This is a genomic window from Microbacterium sp. HD4P20, assembly GCF_019449275.2.
Taxonomy (GTDB): Bacteria; Actinomycetota; Actinomycetes; order Actinomycetales; family Microbacteriaceae; genus Microbacterium.
Genome location: NZ_JAHZQZ020000006.1, coordinates 171,192 through 188,278 on the forward strand (window position 1 = coordinate 171,192; position 17,087 = coordinate 188,278).

21 protein-coding genes are annotated in these 17,087 nt (G+C 69.6%); 12 read left to right on the forward strand and 9 right to left on the reverse strand.

The genetic code is table 11. From position 1 onward, the window contains the following. Nucleotides 1-52: 52 nt before the first annotated feature. The 4 genes from K0817_RS01555 to K0817_RS01570 form a co-directional block, all read right to left on the reverse strand. Entirely contained in the window at nucleotides 53-1,273 is a 1,221-nt protein-coding gene (locus K0817_RS01555) for an acyl-CoA dehydrogenase family protein (RefSeq protein WP_219979333.1), read from the reverse strand. Continuing rightward, the gene (locus K0817_RS01560; protein ID WP_219979334.1) at nucleotides 1,273-2,325 is read right to left on the reverse strand and encodes a phosphotransferase family protein; all 1,053 of its coding nucleotides are present in this window, start codon (nucleotides 2,323-2,325) and stop codon (nucleotides 1,273-1,275) included. The genes K0817_RS01555 and K0817_RS01560 overlap by 1 nt, the downstream gene beginning before the upstream one ends. A gap of 129 nt (nucleotides 2,326-2,454) precedes the next feature. Then, a complete protein-coding gene (locus K0817_RS01565) occupies nucleotides 2,455-2,874 on the reverse strand; it encodes a thioesterase family protein (protein WP_219979335.1) in 420 nt (139 codons plus the stop codon). After that, nucleotides 2,874-3,521: a QsdR family transcriptional regulator gene (locus tag K0817_RS01570; RefSeq protein WP_219979336.1), complete on the reverse strand. Its 648-nt coding sequence runs from the start codon at nucleotides 3,519-3,521 to the stop codon at nucleotides 2,874-2,876. The genes K0817_RS01565 and K0817_RS01570 overlap by 1 nt, the downstream gene beginning before the upstream one ends. Nucleotides 3,522-3,632: 111 nt before the next feature. On the opposite strand from K0817_RS01570, the gene K0817_RS01575 reads away from it, so the two are divergent. The 8 genes from K0817_RS01575 to K0817_RS01610 all read left to right on the forward strand — a co-directional run bounded on the left by K0817_RS01575 (nucleotide 3,633) and on the right by K0817_RS01610 (nucleotide 8,915). Further along, a complete protein-coding gene (locus K0817_RS01575; RefSeq protein ID WP_219979337.1) occupies nucleotides 3,633-4,880 on the forward strand; it encodes an acyl-CoA dehydrogenase family protein in 1,248 nt (415 codons plus the stop codon). A 227-nt stretch (nucleotides 4,881-5,107) separates the two neighbouring features. After that, nucleotides 5,108-6,322 (forward strand): acetyl-CoA C-acetyltransferase, encoded by a 1,215-nt coding sequence (locus tag K0817_RS01580; protein WP_219979338.1) that lies wholly within the window; start codon nucleotides 5,108-5,110, stop codon nucleotides 6,320-6,322. Between the two features lie 121 nt (nucleotides 6,323-6,443). Beyond that, the gene (locus K0817_RS01585) at nucleotides 6,444-6,770 is read left to right on the forward strand and encodes a helix-turn-helix transcriptional regulator (RefSeq protein WP_219979339.1); all 327 of its coding nucleotides are present in this window, start codon (nucleotides 6,444-6,446) and stop codon (nucleotides 6,768-6,770) included. Beyond that, nucleotides 6,763-7,209 (forward strand): SRPBCC domain-containing protein, encoded by a 447-nt coding sequence (locus K0817_RS01590; RefSeq protein ID WP_219979340.1) that lies wholly within the window; start codon nucleotides 6,763-6,765, stop codon nucleotides 7,207-7,209. The genes K0817_RS01585 and K0817_RS01590 overlap by 8 nt, the downstream gene beginning before the upstream one ends. Further along, nucleotides 7,206-7,562: a nuclear transport factor 2 family protein gene (locus K0817_RS01595; RefSeq protein WP_219979341.1), complete on the forward strand. Its 357-nt coding sequence runs from the start codon at nucleotides 7,206-7,208 to the stop codon at nucleotides 7,560-7,562. The genes K0817_RS01590 and K0817_RS01595 overlap by 4 nt, the downstream gene beginning before the upstream one ends. Next, nucleotides 7,562-7,915 (forward strand): TfoX/Sxy family protein, encoded by a 354-nt coding sequence (locus K0817_RS01600; RefSeq protein WP_253735112.1) that lies wholly within the window; start codon nucleotides 7,562-7,564, stop codon nucleotides 7,913-7,915. Before K0817_RS01595 ends, K0817_RS01600 begins: the two co-directional genes overlap by 1 nt. 3 nt (nucleotides 7,916-7,918) lie before the next feature. After that, entirely contained in the window at nucleotides 7,919-8,089 is a 171-nt protein-coding gene (locus tag K0817_RS01605; protein ID WP_219979343.1) for a hypothetical protein, read from the forward strand. A 334-nt stretch (nucleotides 8,090-8,423) separates the two neighbouring features. Further along, nucleotides 8,424-8,915: a cupin domain-containing protein gene (locus K0817_RS01610; RefSeq protein ID WP_219979344.1), complete on the forward strand. Its 492-nt coding sequence runs from the start codon at nucleotides 8,424-8,426 to the stop codon at nucleotides 8,913-8,915. Between the two features lie 29 nt (nucleotides 8,916-8,944). On the opposite strand, the gene K0817_RS01615 is transcribed toward K0817_RS01610, so the two are convergent. The 4 genes from K0817_RS01615 to K0817_RS01630 form a co-directional block, all read right to left on the reverse strand. Continuing rightward, a complete protein-coding gene (locus K0817_RS01615) occupies nucleotides 8,945-9,403 on the reverse strand; it encodes a MaoC family dehydratase (protein WP_219979345.1) in 459 nt (152 codons plus the stop codon). Continuing rightward, nucleotides 9,400-10,149 (reverse strand): SDR family oxidoreductase, encoded by a 750-nt coding sequence (locus K0817_RS01620; RefSeq protein WP_219979346.1) that lies wholly within the window; start codon nucleotides 10,147-10,149, stop codon nucleotides 9,400-9,402. Before K0817_RS01620 ends, K0817_RS01615 begins: the two co-directional genes overlap by 4 nt. Next, on the reverse strand, nucleotides 10,146-11,273 hold the full coding sequence (locus K0817_RS01625; protein ID WP_219979347.1) for an alcohol dehydrogenase catalytic domain-containing protein: 1,128 nt from the start codon (nucleotides 11,271-11,273) through the stop codon (nucleotides 10,146-10,148). The genes K0817_RS01620 and K0817_RS01625 overlap by 4 nt, the downstream gene beginning before the upstream one ends. Before the next feature lie 384 nt (nucleotides 11,274-11,657). Then, the gene (locus tag K0817_RS01630) at nucleotides 11,658-12,347 is read right to left on the reverse strand and encodes a TetR family transcriptional regulator (RefSeq protein WP_219979348.1); all 690 of its coding nucleotides are present in this window, start codon (nucleotides 12,345-12,347) and stop codon (nucleotides 11,658-11,660) included. Between the two features lie 101 nt (nucleotides 12,348-12,448). Here K0817_RS01630 and K0817_RS01635 point away from each other — a divergent pair, with 101 nt between their 5' ends. The 3 genes from K0817_RS01635 to sucD all read left to right on the forward strand — a co-directional run bounded on the left by K0817_RS01635 (nucleotide 12,449) and on the right by sucD (nucleotide 16,271). Next, complete coding sequence (locus tag K0817_RS01635) at nucleotides 12,449-14,032, forward strand: FAD-dependent oxidoreductase (protein ID WP_219979349.1); 1,584 nt, start codon at nucleotides 12,449-12,451, stop codon at nucleotides 14,030-14,032. A 137-nt stretch (nucleotides 14,033-14,169) separates the two neighbouring features. Continuing rightward, the gene (gene sucC, locus K0817_RS01640) at nucleotides 14,170-15,333 is read left to right on the forward strand and encodes an ADP-forming succinate--CoA ligase subunit beta (protein WP_219979350.1); all 1,164 of its coding nucleotides are present in this window, start codon (nucleotides 14,170-14,172) and stop codon (nucleotides 15,331-15,333) included. Nucleotides 15,334-15,368: 35 nt separating this feature from the next. Then, nucleotides 15,369-16,271, forward strand: a complete 903-nt coding sequence (sucD, locus tag K0817_RS01645; protein WP_219979351.1) for a succinate--CoA ligase subunit alpha — start codon at nucleotides 15,369-15,371, stop codon at nucleotides 16,269-16,271. A 68-nt stretch (nucleotides 16,272-16,339) separates the two neighbouring features. Here sucD and K0817_RS01650 read toward each other — a convergent pair whose 3' ends face one another. Beyond that, entirely contained in the window at nucleotides 16,340-16,570 is a 231-nt protein-coding gene (locus K0817_RS01650; protein WP_219979352.1) for a tautomerase family protein, read from the reverse strand. Nucleotides 16,571-16,625: 55 nt separating this feature from the next. Here K0817_RS01650 and K0817_RS01655 point away from each other — a divergent pair, with 55 nt between their 5' ends. Beyond that, complete coding sequence (locus K0817_RS01655; RefSeq protein ID WP_219979353.1) at nucleotides 16,626-17,066, forward strand: nitroreductase family deazaflavin-dependent oxidoreductase; 441 nt, start codon at nucleotides 16,626-16,628, stop codon at nucleotides 17,064-17,066. The last annotated feature ends 21 nt before the right edge of the window (nucleotides 17,067-17,087 follow it).

The window sequence follows — 17,087 nt, forward strand, 5'->3', positions numbered from 1 at the left end:
TCTCCTTCGACATCGGACGGGGGCTTCGGATGCCGCGGCATCCGCTGGTCGGCTACTCCCGCAGCTGGGCGCGGCCGAGGCTCGCCAAGTGGACTTCGTCAGGCCCGTCGGCGATGCGCAGCGACCGCACGCCGGCGTAGAGCTCGGCCAGCGGAGTGTCGGACGAGACCCCTGCGCCGCCGTGTATCTGGATGGCGCGGTCGACGATCTGCTGCACGGCGCGGGGCACCGCGATCTTGATCGCCTGGATCTCGGTCATGGCCTGCTTGTTGCCCGCGGTGTCCATGAGCCAGGCCGTCTTGAGCACGAGGAGCCGCAGCGCCTCGAGCTGGATGCGCGCCTCGGCGACCCACTCGCGCACGACACCCTGGTCGGCCAGCGTCCGCCCGAACGCGTGCCGCGCGTTCGCTCGCTCGGTCATGAGGTGCAGCGCACGCTCGCCCATGCCGATCGCGCGCATGCAGTGATGGATGCGGCCGGGTCCGAGTCGCGCCTGCGCGATGGCGAACCCGTCACCCTCGCCCGCGATGAGGTTCGACGCCGGCACGCGCACATCGTCGAACGCGATCTCGGCATGCCCGCCGTGATCGCGGTCGTCGTAGCCGAACACCGTCAACGGGCGGACGATCCGCACCCCCGGTGTGTCGCGCGGGACCAGGACCATCGACTGCTGCCGATGGCGCGCAGCATCCGGATCCGTCTTTCCCATCACGATGAAGATCGCCGCGTCCGGGTTCATCGCGCCGGTCGACCACCACTTTCGCCCCGAGATCACGAAGTGGTCGCCGTCGCGACGGATGCGCGTGCCGATGTTGGTCGCATCGGAGGAGGCGACGTCGGGCTCGGTCATGCAGAAGGACGACCGGATGCGGGCCTCGAGCAGCGGCTGGAGCCACTGCTCCTTCTGCTCCGGTGTGCCGAAGTCGTTCAGCACCTCCATGTTGCCGGTGTCGGGCGCGGCGCAGTTGAAGGCGGCGGGGGCAAGGCGCGGGCTCCATCCGGTGACCTCGGCGACCGGCGCATACTGCAGGTTCGTCAGGCCCGCGCCGCCGTTGCCGGCACCGTGCTCACCGCCGGGGAGGAAGAGGTTCCACAGTCCCACCTCGCGCGCCTTGCTCTGCAGTTCGCGGACCACCGGCCGCACGGTCCAGTCGCCGGGTGCCGCGGCCAGCTGCTCGTCGAGCACCGGCTCGGCAGGCAGCACGTGCTCGTCGAGGAAGCCGCGGGCCCGCGAGGCGTAGTCATGCGCGGTGGGGTCGGGGGCGAAGTCCATCAGCGCACTCCTTCGGCTCGGGTGGTGTCGAGGCCGGTGCTCGCGAGCGGTTCGACGAGCGCACCCATGCGGTCGAACCCCTCGCCGACGGTGTCACCGGCCTGGAAGCGGTAGTGGATCCCCTCGAGGATCACGGCGAGCTTGTAGGCGGCGAACGCGCGGTACCAGCGCAGATCGGGGACGAGGATGCCGGCGTGCTCGGCATAGGCCTCGACCAGCTCGTCGAAGCCGGGGTAGCCGGCGTCCGGGTCGACTGCGCTCGGCACGACACCCTCGCCACCGGGCAGCGCGGCGATGTCCCAGTACAGGCCCAGCATGCCCACATCGACGAACGGGTCGCCGAGCGTCGCCATCTCCCAGTCGAGGATCGCCGAGATGCGGGGCTCGTCGCCCTCACCCACCACCAGCGCGTTATCGAGACGGTAGTCGCCGTGCACGATCGTGGAGCGAGACGAAGAAGGGATGCCATCGGCCAGTGCCGACTGCAATGCGTCGAGTTGCGGGGTCTCACGTGAGCGCGACGCGTTCAGCTGGCGGCGCCACGTCGACAGCTGACGCTGAAGGTAGCCGTCGGGGCGACCGAAGTCCTCCAGGCCGACGGCGGAGGGGTCGACGGCGTGCAGGTCGGCGAGGTGCCGCGCGAGTTCGAGGCTGAGCCGGCGGAGCCCGACGGCGGTGCAGTCGGCGTTCTGCGACCTTCGCGCGAGCACCCGGCCCGGCGCGCGCTCCATCACGAAGAACACGGTGCCCGTGACGGCAGCGGTGTCGACGTCGTCTACGACGTCGATCGCGCGCGGCACGGGAACGGCGCTGTCGGCCAGTGCCGAAATCACCCGATGCTCGCGCCGCATGTCATGCGCGCTCGAGAGCACGTGCCCGAGCGGTGGTCGGCGCACGATCAGGGGCATCCGTGCTCCCGCCACCGCATAGGTGAGGTTGCTGCGACCGCCAGCGACGACTGTCGCGGTGAGCTCGTCGCCGGCCAGCTCCGGGTGTGCGGTGGCCAGCCATGCAGTCAGGCCCGCGACATCCAGTCCCGGAACTCCGGTCATCGTCGACCCGCCTTCCCGCCCATCAGCGGGCCGTCGCATCGAGCATACCGGATGGTCGGTTTGTTCGCGAGCTCACGTATCGTTCGCGGTTTCCGGGTCCGGCAGACGGGGCGGGATCAGCCCGTAGGGTCAGCCGTGCGAAAGGAGCCGCGACTCGATCGCGGAGCGGACGGATGCCGGAACCGGCGTGGGTCGCCGGGTCGCGGCATCCACGAACACGTGCACGAAGCGCCCACTCGCGATCGGGTCGTCTTCGCCGGAGCGGAGGATGCCGAGCGACCAGGTGACGCTCGTGGTGCCGAGGCGTTCGACCCCGATGCCCACCTCGAGCGGCTCGGGGAAACCGGCCGACGCATGGTACTCGCACGACGACGCCGCGCACAGCGCGATCGCGTCGCTGCCGAGCGGGTCGAGCCTGCCCTCGCGGATCATGAACGCATTGATCGCGGTGTCCATCGCGGCGTAGTAGACCGTGTTGTTGAGGTGCCCGTACTGGTCGTTGTCGCTCCACCGTGTCGCGAACGGCTCGCGGACGGCGTACGTGCTCATCAGGCCTCCACCCGCAGCAGCAGGCGGAATGCGACACGCGCCCGCTCGGCGCTGGGGGTGTCGCCCGAGATGAGGTCGGCGTAGGTGAACGACTCGGACATGCGCACCAGCAGGTACGCCAGGCCGGCCGGATCGATCGCGCCGCCGAGAGGCTCCTCGCCCAGTTCGCGACGCACCAGCCATTCCGCCGTCGCGACGTAGCGACGCTGGATCGGGCTCTCTTTCGTGGTCAGAAGCCGCAGCGCCCTCGCGGGCTCGCGCCGCAGGAACTGCCGGAAGTACTCCGCGGTGATGAGGTCGTCGACGAAGTGGGTCAGGATGCCGGCGATGCGCTCGCCGCCCGCGCGGTCCTGGTTCGCGTGATCGGCCTGCACGAGCGTCGGCACGGCGAGCGACCACAGCACCTCGCTGAGCAGGGCGTCGCGATTGCCGACCCAGCGGAAGAGCGAGGTGCGATCGATTCCGAGCGACGTCGCGAGGCTTCCCATATCGATGCGGCGCCCGCCGATGAACGTCTCGCGGGCCGCATCGAAGGCGCGCACCGCGTCGGGATGGGACGCCTCGGCCAGCCGTTCCGACAGCCACGACGGTGCGGCCCGCACTCCCACGTCGGCGATCGTGGGGGTCGCAGTCGTCGTGGTCGTCATGCCGGAACTCTACTCGGGAGGCATCGAACCCGTGCAACGTATGGTCAGATGTTGTGCAACATTTTGAAAAGTGATGCATACTCGGAGTGATCACCGACGATCGGAGAGACGATGACGTTCACCCTCATACCGCCTCAGGTTGCGGCATCCGACCCCGCCGACCTGCTCGACGCGGACTTCTACGCGTTCCAGAATCTGCTGACGGATGCCGAGCAGCGGGCGGTCGCCGACATCCGCGCGTTCCTCGACGCCGAGGTCCGGCCGCACGCCGATGACCTGTGGGAGCGCGCCGAGAGCCTGCGGCACCTCGTGCCGCGGATCGCCGAGCTGGGTCTGTACGCCAACGGCTTCGCCGAGACCCGCCACTTCGACAACAGCGCGGTGTTCCGCGGGTGGGTGGCGATGGAGCTCTCTCGCGCCGATCCGTCGATCGCCACCTTCATCGGCGTGCACAGCGGGCTCGCCATGACCTCGATTGCGGTCGGCGGATCCGACGAGCAGAAGGCCGAATGGCTGCCGGTGCTCGCGTCGGGCCAGGCGGTGGCGGCGTTCGGGCTGACCGAGCCGGGGCACGGCTCCGACACCGCTCGCGGTCTCGAGACCACCGCCGAGCGCCGCGGCGACCACTGGGTGCTCAACGGCGCCAAGCGCTGGATCGGAAACGGAGCGTTCGCCGACCTCGTGGTCATCTGGGCACGCGATCTGAGCGACGACCAGGTCAAGGGGTTCCTCGTGCGGACGCCGGCCGCCGGCTTCGCAGCGACGAAGATCGAGCGCAAGCAGTCGCTGCGGGGCGTCGAGAACGCCGACATCGTGCTCGAGGACGTCGTCGTTGCAGAGAGCGATCGACTGCAGCGCATCGACGGGTTCCGCGACCTCGCGGTGGTTCTGCGCCTGACCCGGGCCGACGTCGCGTGGCAGGGCCTCGGCGTCGGCGTGGGGGCCTACGAAGCGGCGCTGGCGTATGCAAAAGCGCGCACGCAGTTCGGCAAGCCGATCGCGTCGTTCCAGCTCGTGCAGGAGAAGCTCGCCGTCGCGCTGTCGAACATCACCGCCTCGATCGCGCTGAGCGTACGCGTGTCGCAGATGCAGGACGAGGGCATCCAGGCCGACCACCACTCCGCGATGGCCAAGGCCTTCGTGAGTGCGCGCATGCGCGAGACGGTGGCCCTGTGCCGCGAGATCTGCGGTGGCAACGGCATCCAGCTCGGCGGTCAGAGTCAGGTCGGGATCCCCGCCGGCTACGGCGTCGCGCGCTACTTCGCCGACGCCGAGGCGGTGTTCACCTTCGAGGGCACGTACGACATGAACTCGCTCATCGTCGGCCGCGCGATCACCGGACTTTCGGCGTTCGTCTGAGCCCCGGCATCCGCCCCCGTCGCTCTCGCCCGCACCCCCCACCCGCCTCCACCCGCCTGCGTCCCACCCCCGCCCCCGCCCCACCCCCGCCCCCGCCCACGCCCGCCCCCGCCCCCACCCCCGTCGACAACGTACGTTCTCGCCGAGACCGCACGTCCCGCGCGCCGACAACGTGGTCGTTCGGCGAGAACGTACGTACTCGACAGCTGCTTTCGGAAGGAATCCACATGGCCGAGGCCTACATCGTCGCCACCGCCCGCTCGCCGATCGGCCGCGCCCGCAAGGGATCCCTCGCGGGCGTGCGGCCCGACGACCTCGCCGCCCGCATGGTGTCCGCGGCGCTCGATCGCGTGGCCGCGCTCGACCCAGCGCGGATCGATGACCTGCTCGTGGGTTGCGGGCAGCCCGCCGGCGAGCAGGGGTTCAACATCGCTCGCATCGTCGCGGTGCTGCTCGGGTGGGACACGGTGCCCGGCACGACGGTGAACCGCTACTGCTCGTCGTCGCTGCAGACCACCCGGATGGCGTTCCACGCGATCAAGGCGGGGGAGGGCGACGTGTTCGTATCGGCCGGCGTCGAGTCGGTGTCGCGGTACGACGCCGGCGCCTCCGACCTGCCCGGCGCCGTCAATCCGCGGTTCGCGGCTGCACTCGAGCGCACGGCGGCCCGTTCGCACTCGGGTGCGGGCGCGTGGACCGACCCTCGCGACGGCGGCTCGCTGCCGGACCCGTACATCGCGATGGGGCAGACCGCCGAGAACGTCGCGCAGCTGCACGGCGTGACGAGGGAGGAACAGGATGCTTTTGCGGCACGGTCGCAGCAGCGCGCCCAGGCGGCCATCGCGTCGGGCTTCTGGACCCGCGACATCACGCCGGTCACCCTTGAGGACGAGACAGTGGTCGCGTCGGACGACGGTCCACGCCCCGGCGTGACGATCGAGGCGCTCGCGGGGCTCGACCCCGTCTTCCGTCCCGACGGCACCGTGACGGCGGGCAACTGCTGTCCGCTGAACGACGGCGCGGCGGCGGTCGTCGTGGTCTCGGAGCGGGTGGTGAACGAGCTGGGGTTGCAGCCGCTGGCCCGCATCGTGTCGACTGGAGTCTCGGGTGTCTCGCCCGAGGTGATGGGGCTCGGCCCGGTCGAGGCATCCCGTCGTGCCCTCGCCCTCGCGGGCCTGTCGATCGACGATATGGACCTCGTCGAGATCAACGAGGCGTTCGCGGCGCAGGTCATCCCCTCCGCGCGCGAGCTCGGCGTCGACCCCGAAAAGCTCAATGTGCACGGCGGGGCCATCGCGGTGGGGCATCCGTTCGGCATGACCGGCGCCCGCATCACGTCGACCCTCATCAACGGCCTCACTGCCACCGGCGGTCGCTACGGTCTCGAGACGATGTGCGTGGGCGGCGGTCAGGGCATGGCGATGGTGCTCGAGCGCGTCTGAGCAGCGCATCACGAGCCTTCCGATGCAGACCCGGGGGAGCGCGAGTCGATTCGACGTCATCCACAAATAACTGTTTGTACAAACGGATATCGGTGGTACGGTGACCGTGGAGGCGACACCCATGAATCGATCGACAGCTGCGCTGAACGACGCATTCCGTGCGCTCTCCGACCCCAACCGTCGTGCGATCCTCGGCGTCATCCGCGGCGGGCGCCGCGCCGTGGGAGAGCTGGCGGATGAACTGGGAATCTCGCAGCAGAACGTCTCTCACCACCTGAAGATCCTCGATCGGGCCGGCTTGGTCGATGGCGTCCGACAGGGCACACGACACATGTATGCGCTTCGGGTTGAGGGCCTGGCGGTGGGCAAGGCCTTCTTCGACGACTTCTGGCCGGAGCGACTCTCCGAGCTCAAGCGGGCGGCCGAGAGGCGGCACGAGGATGGCTGAGCGCAGAAGCTCCATCGACATCGAGGCCGCCCCCGAAACCGTCTTCGATCTGCTCGTCACGGAGCACGGGATGACGTCGTGGATGGGAACGCGAGCTTCTCTCGATCCGGTGCCGGGAGGCGTCTTCGCCGTCGACATCGCGGGATTCCGCGCGCGCGGGTCGTTCGTCGAGATCGACCGACCCCGCCGCGTGACCGTCACGTGGGGGTTCATCGAGAGCGAAGAGCTTCCGCCCGGCACATCGACCGTGTCGTTCGAGCTCACCCGCACCACCGGTGGCACGCGCGTCGAGGTCGTTCATACGGGTCTGCCCGACGGTGAGCTGCCCGGCCACGCCGACGGCTGGGCGCACTTTCTCGCACGACTCCTGCTGGCTGCCACCGGCGGTGGGCTGCCGACAGACACCTGGAAACCGCAACGCGAAGGAGCATCACCATGACATCCGCCCTCGACATCGTGCAGAGCTACCACGCGTCCTGGACGAGCGGCGACGTCGACCACGCTCTCACTCACCTCTCCGACGACGTCCGGTGTTTTGCACCTGACCCCGAGGTCAGGACCAAGGAGGAGTGGCGGAAGTACCTCAACGCCTTCGTCCCCATGCTGACGGCCGCGCCCGAGCTCACACGGATGACTGATTCCGATCGGGTGGCGCTCTGGTACTACCCCCAGACCGAGACCTCGAAAACCGTCCTGGCCAGTGAGCTGTTCGTCGTCGAAGACGGTGCGATCGTGGAGATCCGCCTGGCGTTCGACCGTCTCGGCTACGCACCGGTCGCCGACGCCCCGTGATGACGGAACAACGCCTTCTCGTCGACCGTGTGCGCCCGCTGATCTCTGCGGGCGAGGTGCGCGAGGTGAAGATGTTCGGCGCGATCGCGCTGATGGTCGACGATGCGATGGCGCTCGCCGTCAACGCCGACGGCAGCCTTCTCGTGCGCGTTGCCCCTTCCGAGGATGAGGCGCTGCTGCGGCAGCCCGATGCGTCGAGGGCGGAGATGGGCAGAGGCCGCGATATGGGGATCGGGTGGCTGCGGGTCATCGTGGACAGTGCACCCGGCGAGGACCGGCTCCAGTACTGGGTCGATGCAGCGCTTCGCCGACGAGCGTCTGGCGGCGATCCGCATGACCCTCGTACGCTGTGATCCATGACCGATTCCTCGTTCAAGCCCGGAGACGACGTCCTCACCCCTCAATCCCGGGGGACGGTCATCGATGTCCGGGCCACTCCCTCCGGCACGTGGGTCTTCGGGGTCGAGGACGACACGGGCGAGGTGCGCTACTTCACCAGCGGAGCCCTCCGGCCCGGCCGAAGCTAGGGGCGGCCTCGGCGACGGCACGTCCTGCTTCGACCGCCTCGTCTCGACTGGTGAAGCTTCGAGCGAGTTCCGGGCGTCCCTCCACCTCGACCTCTCCATTGCCCGCGATTGGAACGGGTCACCACGGTCTGCGTGTTGTCGGTCATGGATCCTCCCGTCGGATTCGGTTCCATCGTGGCGACCGGGCCGCTCATGGTCGAGAGCGTTGACGGAGCCCGCCGGTCCTGATGCGATGCCGATCTCGATGCGATGGGTCGGCCGGCGAAGGCCGCTCGAGCAGGGCAGGTCGCCGTCATTCGTTGCTTGTAGCTCGCGGCTCTGCCACCCTGACGGAATGCCTCGCCATCGCTCACCCCTGCTCGCGCTGTTCCTCGCTGGAGCGATGCTTCTCACGGGGTGCGGCACGGCGGTGGCTGTCCCCACCGTCGTGCCGACGGCGAGCGAGACACCCGCCCCCGTGACGGCCGTGGACCTCGCCGCCGGCGATGACGAGGACGGTGTCGACGTCGAGGTCTCCGGACCCTCGCAGGTCGTCTTCCGCGAGATCACCCTTCGTCCGGGTGCCGGGACCGGCGAACACTGCCACGCCGGTCAGCTCATCGCCGTGGTCCAGCAGGGGGCGCTGACCCACTACGCGCCCATCTATCCGAGCGGCGTGCACGTCTATCACGCCGGCGACGCGATCGTCGAGGGCGCTGGGTACCCGCACCAGGGCGTCAACGAGGGCGAGGAAGACGTCGTGCTTCTCGTCACGTATGTCATCGAGGAGGGCGAGCCGCTCGCGCAGACCGACCTCGCCAAGTGCGACGCCCCGGAACAGCACTAGGCATCCGCCAGGTTGAAGCACCCGTCCGGTCAGGTGCCCGGAACGAAGAGGCCGATCGTCTCGGCCACCAGTGCCGGCCGGTTGGAGCCCTCGAGCTCGACCGTGGTGCGCAGCCCTACGCGATAGCCCTGCGACGTCGGCTCGACCGAAGCGACCTCGGTCACGGCGCGCACGCGGGAATCCACGAGCACAGGCTGCAGGAACCGCACCTTGTCGAGCCCGTAGTTCACGACCATGGCGGTGCCCTCGACCGACAGCAGGCCCGCCGTCAGCCGGGGGAGCAGCGAGAGCGTCAGGTAGCCGTGCGCGATCGTCGCCCCGAAGGGACCGGATGCCGCGCGCTCGGCGTCCAGGTGGATCCACTGCCAGTCCTCGGTCGCGTCGGCGAACGCCTGGACGCGCGCCTGGTCGATCTCGAACCAGTCGCCGGTCGCGGTCTGGCCCACGGCATCCGTCAGCGCCGCCGGCGAATCCAGCACGATGCTCATGCGCGCGGACCGCCCGCCACGTACAGCACCTGGCCCGACACGAAGCCGGCCTCTTCGGAGCAGAAGAAGGATGCCGCGGCCGCGATGTCGTCGGGATACCCCGCGCGCTGCACCGGGACTTCGGCGGCCCGCGCCGCGATGAAGTCGTCGAACGAGACCCCCAGACGCTCGGCGGTCGCCCGCGTCATGTCGGTGACGATGAAGCCCGGAGCGATCGCGTTCGCCGTGACGCCGTAGCGGCCGAGCTCGAGGGCGAGAGTCTTGGTGAAGCCCTGCATGCCCGCCTTCGCAGCGGCGTAATTCGCCTGCCCGCGATTGCCGAGCGCCGAGGTGGACGAGAGGTTGACGATGCGTCCCCACCCCTCTTTCACCTGGTGCTCCTGCACGGCGCGCGTCATGAGGAACGCACCGCGCAGATGTACGGCGATGACCGCGTCCCAGTCGTCCTCAGTCATCTTGAACAGCAGGTTGTCGCGGATGATCCCGGCGTTGTTGACCAGGATCGTCGGCGCTCCGAGCTCGTCGGCCACGCGGGCGACAGCGCGCTCTACCGACGCCGCATCGGCGACGTCGGCACCGACGGCGAGGGCTCGGCCCCCGGCATCCGTGATCGCCGTCACCGTGTCAGCGCACGCCGACTCTTCGAGATCGAGGACCGCGACGGCATTGCCGTCGGCGGCCAGGCGCTGGGCGGTGGTGGCGCCGATGCCGCGTGCGGCCCCGGTGACGATGGCGATTCTGGTCATGCGTCGTTCCTTTCGAAGGTGATGAGCTGGCGCAGCTCGCCGCCTGCGGCGAGCCGGTCCATGGCGGCGTCGAGGTCGTCGAGGCCGATGCGGGACGAGACGAGCTTCTCGAGCGGCAGGCGTCCCGCACGCCACAGCTCGACGTACCGCGGGATGTCGCGGCTCGGCACCGCGGATCCCAGATAGCTGCCCACCACGGTGCGGGCCTCAGCGGTTAGCACGAGGGGCGACACGGCCGCGCGCGCGTCGGGCGCCGGCAGGCCGACGGTCACAGTCGTACCGCCGGGAGCGGTCAGCGCGATCGCGGTCTCGAACGCGCGTGCCGCTCCGGCCGCCTCGACGACGACGGGGGCGCGGATGCCGCGATCCGTAGCCTGTTCCGGAGTGAGGGCGTCGGCGGCTCCGCACTCGCGCGCCAGCTCGAGCTTGCCGGGCACGGTGTCGACCCCGATGACCTCGTGCCCCAGCGCGACGGCGACCAGCAGCGCCGCCATCCCGACGCCGCCCAGACCCACGACGACGACCGGCTCGCCCGGCGCAGGTCGTCCGGCGTTGACAACCGCCCCGCCGCCGGTGAGGACCGCGCACCCGAGCAGCGCCGCGATCTCGGCCGGCACATCGGCATCGACGGGCACGATCGACGTGCGGCTGACCACCGCGTGGGTGGCGAACGCTGAGACGCCAAGGTGGTGATGCACCTCGTGTACGCCCCCATCGGCCTCGCGATGCAGACGGATGCCGCCGCCCAGCAGCGTGCCGGCGTTGTTGGCCGCGGAGCCGGGCGCGCACGGCAGGCGTCCGTCGGTGCGGCATCCGTCGCATTCCCCGCAGCGGGGGAGGAAGGTCATCACGACGCGCGTGCCGGGGGTGATGTCGATCACGCCGTCGCCGACCTGTTCGACGATTCCGGCAGCCTCGTGACCCAGGAGCATCGGGGTCGGCCGCGTCCGATTGCCGTCGACGACGCTCAGGTCGGAGTGGCACACTCCGGCGGCCTCGATCCGCACCCGCAGTTCGCCGGACCCAGGCGGATCCAGTTCCAGCTCGCCCACGGTGAAGGGACGGGACTCGGCAAAGGGCGCGGCGGCGCCCGAGCCTTCCAGGACTGCTCCGGTGATCAGCATCCGACCTCCTCGACGTCTGCGTCTGGGCGCCACGTCTGCGTGGCGGCCTCGTCCGATCCAAACACGGCGTACGCGCCGTCGTCTTCCGCAGAGCATACCGACCGACCGGTATGTTCGCGAATCAGGAGCCGCCGGAGGCCGCCTCTCCGCGACCATGTGGGTTTCTCCGCGACCATGTGGGTTTCACACCGACCATGCGGGTTTCTCCGCGACCATGCGGGTTTCACACCGACCATGTGGGTTTCTCCGCGACCATGTGGGGGACATGCTCGGTGTGAAACTGACATGCTCGGCGCGAAACCGACATGCTCGGCGTGGAACCGACATGCTCGGCGCGAAACCGACATGCTCGGCGCGGAAGGGGAGATGAGGGGGAACGGGTCGTCAGTCGTCGAGCTGCTTGCGCAGACGCCGAGCCAGCTCGGCCGTAGGCGTGCCGCGCGGGAAGACCGCGACCACGACGTCGTCCGACGACGGTCCGGACTCATCGCCGGGCAGCACGCCGAACCGGCGGCGGGCGTCGTCGAGCGCCGTCTTCAGGACCGACACCGGCACCTTCTTGGGCCCGCGAATGAGGCGACGCAGCACGTGATTGTGGATGGCCGTCACGAGGGCCGAGAAGCCGACGGCGTCGAGCGGATCCAGGCCCGGCAGCGATGCACGAAGGTACTCGTCGAAGAGCCGTTCATAACGGAACACCGTCACGATCTCGCGGTCGCGCAGCGCCGGCACGCCACGCACGACGGCGTAGCGCCGGCGGGCCAGCTCGGGGTCGGCCGCGAAATGCGAATAGACGAAGACGGATGCCTCGCATATCGCCGCCCACGGATCCTCGTGCGGCTGGGCCAAGAACTCGCGCAAGTGCGTCAGCAGCAGCTCGTGATCGGTGAAGACCACGTCGTCCTTGCCGCCGAACTGGCGGAAGAACGTCGAGCGCGAGACCCCAGCCGCCTGAGCGATCTGCTCGACCGAGGTCTGATCGAACCCCTGCTCGGCGAACAACTCGAGCGCGGCGGCCACCACGGCGGCGCGCGCGGCGGCCTGCGGAGCGGGAGCGGCTGCGTTGTCGGTCATCTCGGGGGAGAGCCTAGTGCGCCCGGCACCGCGCGTTCGCATCCCCGCGCCCCGCTGTCAAGCCGCTCGACCCTCGCGCGAGCGGCGCGTTGACTGGGGCGATGAGGCCGATCTGGAAGCTGGATCCCGTGCCCGTCGCCGGAACGCCCTTCGAGCCCGGGCGCCGGCGTCAGGTGATCATCGTCGGAGCAGGGCTGACCGGGCTCGCGACGGCGCTGATGCTCGCCCGCGAGGGTCGCGACGTCGCCGTGGTCGAGGCAGGGGAGGTGGGCGAACTCGCGTCGGGCGGCAACACGGGCAAAGTCTCGCTGCTGCAGGGATCGACGCTGTCGACGCTGCGCCGGCACCATCCCGCGGGACTGGTGCGCGCCTACGCCGAGGCCAATCGCGACGGTGCCCAGTGGCTGACTGACACCGCCGATGAGCTCGGGGTCCCCTACTCGCGACGCGCGGCGTACTCCTACGCACAGACCGCCGAGGGCGTCGAGACCGTGAGGGCCGAACTGGATGCCGCGATCGAGGCCGGCCTGCCCGCTCGTCGCGTCGAGCCCGACCTGCTCGCGCAGTCGCCGTTCCCGATCGTCGACGCCGTAGCCCTGGACGACCAGGCGGCGATCGACCCGCAGCAGCTGCTGACCGCGCTCGCCCGTGCCTACCTCGAGGCGGGCGGCGTGCTGCACACCGGGGTTCGCGTCACACGCGCCCATGCCGCCCCTCGCGGGGCCGTCGAGACCACCGCCGGCTACGCGGAGGCCGACCAGGTCGTCTTGGCAACGGGCACGCCGATCATCGACCGCGGCCTGTACTTCGCCAAGGTCCGCGGCCTCCGCTCGTCGTGCGTCGCCTTCGCCACCGACGCGCCGTTGCCAGAGGGGCTGTACCTGTCGGTCGACGGTGCCACGAAGTCGGTGCGTTCGATCACCCCTGCCGACGGGCCGGCCGCCGCGGCCCAGCTCATCGTCGGCGGCAACGGGTTTCCGGTCGGTCGGTCGCCGTCGCCCAGCAGCTGCATCGACGAGCTCATCGCGTGGACGCGCGAGCACTTCCCCGGTGCCGAGCCCGTCGCCGCGTGGTCGGCCCAGGACTACCAGTCGCATGACCTCATCCCGTTCGTCGGAGCGATGCCGCGCGGGCTCGGACGGATCCGGTTCGCCACCGGGTACGCGAAGTGGGGGCTCACCAACGCGCCGGCCGCCGCGCTGCGCATCGTCGCCGAGATCCAGAAAGTGCCCCGCCGAGATCGCCCCGGCTGGATGAACACCATCTCGACCCGGTTCACCGTGCCGGCCGATCTCGCGCGCGGCGGCGTCGAGAATCTCAAGGTCGGGTGGGAGGCGGCATCGGGCTGGCTCGGTGCGCAGACCGTACCGGTGCCCGTGCGTCGACCGCACGAGGGTGAAGGGGTCGTCGCCAATCGCGCCGGCTACCCCGTCGGCATCTCGACGGTGGAGGGCAGAACCCGCGCTGTGGGCGCCGTCTGCCCGCACATGGGCGGCGTGCTGCAGTGGAACGACGCTGAGCGGTCGTGGGACTGCCCGCTGCACGCGTCGCGGTTCACCGCCGAAGGTCGCCGCATCGAGGGCCCGGCACTGTGCGACCTCACAAGGCTTCCCCGCGTGCCCGGCGAGGAGATCGAGGATGCCGAGGCCGCGGCATCCGCTCGGCAATCGAGGTCTGCCGGCTGACGCCGTCGCCGTCCGCGCGTCGCTGCGGTCGGAGGGGGCCGGTCGGCGGTAGTAGGCTGGGGCACTGGTCGATATCTCGACGTCGAGACGCTTTTCGCGTCGTCCCACCCCATTCGCCACCTGCGAAGGAATGCACTGTGGATCTGTACGAGTACCAGGCACGAGACCTTTTCGAGAAGTACGAGGTGCCGGTTCTCGCCGGCATCGTCGCGGACACGCCGGAGGAGGTGCGGGCCGCAGCCGAGAAGATCGGCGGAGTCGTCGTCGTCAAGGCGCAGGTCAAGACCGGCGGCCGCGGCAAGGCCGGCGGCGTGAAGGTGGCGAAGACCCCTGACGAGGCCTACGAGGCGGCGAAGGCGATCCTCGGCCTCGACATCAAGGGCCACGTCGTCAAGCGCGTCATGGTCGCGCAGGGCGCGCGCATCGACAAGGAGTACTACTTCTCGGTGCTGCTGGATCGCGCCAACCGCTCATACCTGTCGCTGTGCAGCGTCGAGGGCGGCATGGAGATCGAAGAGCTCGCGGTGGAGCGTCCCGAGGCTCTCGCGCGCATCGAGGTCGACCCGGGCACCGGCATCGACAAGGCCAAGGCCGTCGAGATCGCCGAAGCTGCCGGCTTCGACGCCGACCTCGTCGACAAGGTGAGCGACGTCTTCGTCAAGCTCTACGACGTCTACAAGAGCGAGGACGCGACCCTGGTCGAGGTGAACCCGCTCGTCCTCACCGAGGAGGGCGACGTCATCGCCCTCGACGGCAAGGTCACCCTCGACGAGAACGCCGAGTTCCGCCACGCCGGTCACGCCCTGCTCGAAGACAAGGACGCCGCCGACCCGCTCGAGGCGAAGGCGAAAGAGAACGACCTCAACTACGTCAAGCTCGACGGCCAGGTCGGCATCATCGGCAACGGCGCAGGCCTGGTCATGTCGACGCTCGACGTCGTGGCATACGCGGGCGAGAACCACGGCGGCGTGAAGCCGGCCAACTTCCTCGACATCGGCGGCGGCGCGTCGGCCGAGGTCATGGCCGCGGGCCTGGATGTCATCCTCGGCGACCCGCAGGTCAAGAGCGTGTTCGTCAACGTGTTCGGCGGCATCACGGCGTGCGACGCGGTCGCCAAGGGCATCGTCGGCGCGCTGGCCGAGCTGGGCTCGACCGCGTCGAAGCCGCTCGTCGTGCGCCTGGACGGCAACCGCGTCGAAGAGGGCCGCAAGATCCTGCAGGACGCGAACCACCCGCTGGTGACCCTGGCCGCCACGATGGACGAGGGCGCCGACAAGGCCGCCGAACTCGCCAACGCCTGATCCCGGCATCCGGACTTCAAAAGGACTGTAGAGAAATGTCGATCTTCCTCAACAAGGACTCCAAGGTCATCGTCCAGGGCATCACCGGCGGCGAAGGCACCAAGCACACTGCGCTCATGCTCAAGGCCGGCACCAACGTCGTCGGCGGCGTGAACGCCCGCAAGGCCGGCACCACGGTGCTGCACAAAGACAAGGACGGCAACAGCGTCGAGCTGCCCGTTTTCGGGTCGGTCGAAGAGGCCATCGAGAAGACGGGCGCCGACGTGTCGATCGCGTTCGTGCCCGCTGCCTTCACGAAGGCCGCGATGGTCGAGGCCATCGACGCCGAGATCCCGCTGCTCGTCGTGATCACCGAGGGCGTCCCCGTCGGCGACTCGGCCGAGGCGTGGGCCTACGCCACCGCAAAGGGCAACAAGACGCGCATCATCGGCCCGAACTGCCCCGGCATCATCACGCCGGACGAGTCGCTCGTCGGCATCACCCCGGCCAACATCACCGGCAAGGGCCCGATCGGTCTCGTCTCGAAGTCGGGCACCCTGACCTACCAGATGATGTTCGAGCTGCGCGACATCGGCTTCTCGACCGCCATCGGCATCGGCGGCGACCCGATCATCGGCACGACGCACATCGATGCGCTCGCCGCGTTCGAGGCCGACCCCGAGACCAAGGCGATCGTGATGATCGGCGAGATCGGCGGCGACGCCGAGGAGCGCGCGGCTGACTTCATCAAGGCCAACGTCACCAAGCCCGTCGTCGGCTACGTCGCCGGCTTCACCGCACCCGAAGGCAAGACCATGGGCCACGCCGGCGCCATCGTGTCGGGCTCGGCGGGAACCGCGCAGGCGAAGAAGGAGGCCCTCGAGGCTGCCGGTGTCAAGGTCGGCAAGACGCCGTCCGAGACGGCCGCCCTCATGCGCGAGATCGTCGAGTCGCTCTAGACGTCGGTTTCTGACCTGGAAAGAGCGGATGCTGCCGCCTCGGGCTGCGGCATCCGCTCTTCGTGTTTTCAGCCGGCGTTCTCGGCGAGCTTCGAGAGCACGTCCGCGCGGCTCTCGTCCTCGCTGGCCAGCACGCCGCCGTTGGCGACGTGGTCGGCCGCGACCTCTTCGAACATGATGCGCACGTCCTGCTGGCGGGCGCCGAGCGCCTCGACCGCGGAGCGCGTGACCTCCTCGGCGAAGCGGCGGCGCTGTTCGACGGTGCGACCGGGGAGGAGCTCGACTCTGATGTTGGGCATACCTCGACGATAGGGCGACGCGCCGAGCTCCCGCAGCCGGCCGTATCGTGGAGTCATGCCGCTGACCGGAGAGTACAAGCCGTCCACGTCCGAATGGGCCCGCACCCAGGCTGAGAAGTACGAGGCCTCGAACGGGCAGGAGGCCGACACCCTGCGAGGCAAGCCGATCATCGTGCTGACGACCGTCGGCGCCAAGACGGGCGCGCTGCGCAAGACCGCCCTCATGCGTGTCGAGCACGACGGCCGCTACGTGGTCGTGGCATCCAACGGCGGCATGCCTGCCGAGCCGAAGTGGGGTGAGAACATGCGTCGTCAGCCTCACGTCGAGCTTCAGGACGGCCCCGACAAGCGCGACTACACCGCGCGCGAGCTGTCGGGTGACGAGCGCGCCGAGTGGTGGGCCCGTGCCACCGAGGTGTGGCCGGCCTATGACGATTATCAGACGAAGACCGATCGTCAGATCGCCCTGTTCCTTCTGGAGCCGCGCGAGAACTGATCCGATCCCGGCCGGAGAGAC

Bases quoted from the DNA above. Each gene is read 5' to 3' on its own strand.
- K0817_RS01555 (WP_219979333.1), bottom strand. From the start codon at position 1,273: ATGGACTTCGCCCCCGACCCCACCGCGCATGACTACGCCTCGCGGGCC.
- K0817_RS01560 (WP_219979334.1), bottom strand. From the start codon at position 2,325: ATGACCGGAGTTCCGGGACTGGATGTCGCGGGCCTGACTGCATGGCTG.
- K0817_RS01565 (WP_219979335.1), bottom strand. From the start codon at position 2,874: ATGAGCACGTACGCCGTCCGCGAGCCGTTCGCGACACGGTGGAGCGAC.
- K0817_RS01570 (WP_219979336.1), bottom strand. From the start codon at position 3,521: ATGACGACCACGACGACTGCGACCCCCACGATCGCCGACGTGGGAGTG.
- K0817_RS01575 (WP_219979337.1), top strand. From the start codon at position 3,633: ATGACGTTCACCCTCATACCGCCTCAGGTTGCGGCATCCGACCCCGCC.
- K0817_RS01580 (WP_219979338.1), top strand. From the start codon at position 5,108: ATGGCCGAGGCCTACATCGTCGCCACCGCCCGCTCGCCGATCGGCCGC.
- K0817_RS01585 (WP_219979339.1), top strand. From the start codon at position 6,444: ATGAATCGATCGACAGCTGCGCTGAACGACGCATTCCGTGCGCTCTCC.
- K0817_RS01590 (WP_219979340.1), top strand. From the start codon at position 6,763: ATGGCTGAGCGCAGAAGCTCCATCGACATCGAGGCCGCCCCCGAAACC.
- K0817_RS01595 (WP_219979341.1), top strand. From the start codon at position 7,206: ATGACATCCGCCCTCGACATCGTGCAGAGCTACCACGCGTCCTGGACG.
- K0817_RS01600 (WP_253735112.1), top strand. From the start codon at position 7,562: ATGACGGAACAACGCCTTCTCGTCGACCGTGTGCGCCCGCTGATCTCT.
- K0817_RS01605 (WP_219979343.1), top strand. From the start codon at position 7,919: ATGACCGATTCCTCGTTCAAGCCCGGAGACGACGTCCTCACCCCTCAA.
- K0817_RS01610 (WP_219979344.1), top strand. From the start codon at position 8,424: ATGCCTCGCCATCGCTCACCCCTGCTCGCGCTGTTCCTCGCTGGAGCG.
- K0817_RS01615 (WP_219979345.1), bottom strand. From the start codon at position 9,403: ATGAGCATCGTGCTGGATTCGCCGGCGGCGCTGACGGATGCCGTGGGC.
- K0817_RS01620 (WP_219979346.1), bottom strand. From the start codon at position 10,149: ATGACCAGAATCGCCATCGTCACCGGGGCCGCACGCGGCATCGGCGCC.
- K0817_RS01625 (WP_219979347.1), bottom strand. From the start codon at position 11,273: ATGCTGATCACCGGAGCAGTCCTGGAAGGCTCGGGCGCCGCCGCGCCC.
- K0817_RS01630 (WP_219979348.1), bottom strand. From the start codon at position 12,347: ATGACCGACAACGCAGCCGCTCCCGCTCCGCAGGCCGCCGCGCGCGCC.
- K0817_RS01635 (WP_219979349.1), top strand. From the start codon at position 12,449: ATGAGGCCGATCTGGAAGCTGGATCCCGTGCCCGTCGCCGGAACGCCC.
- sucD (WP_219979351.1), top strand. From the start codon at position 15,369: ATGTCGATCTTCCTCAACAAGGACTCCAAGGTCATCGTCCAGGGCATC.
- K0817_RS01650 (WP_219979352.1), bottom strand. From the start codon at position 16,570: ATGCCCAACATCAGAGTCGAGCTCCTCCCCGGTCGCACCGTCGAACAG.
- K0817_RS01655 (WP_219979353.1), top strand. From the start codon at position 16,626: ATGCCGCTGACCGGAGAGTACAAGCCGTCCACGTCCGAATGGGCCCGC.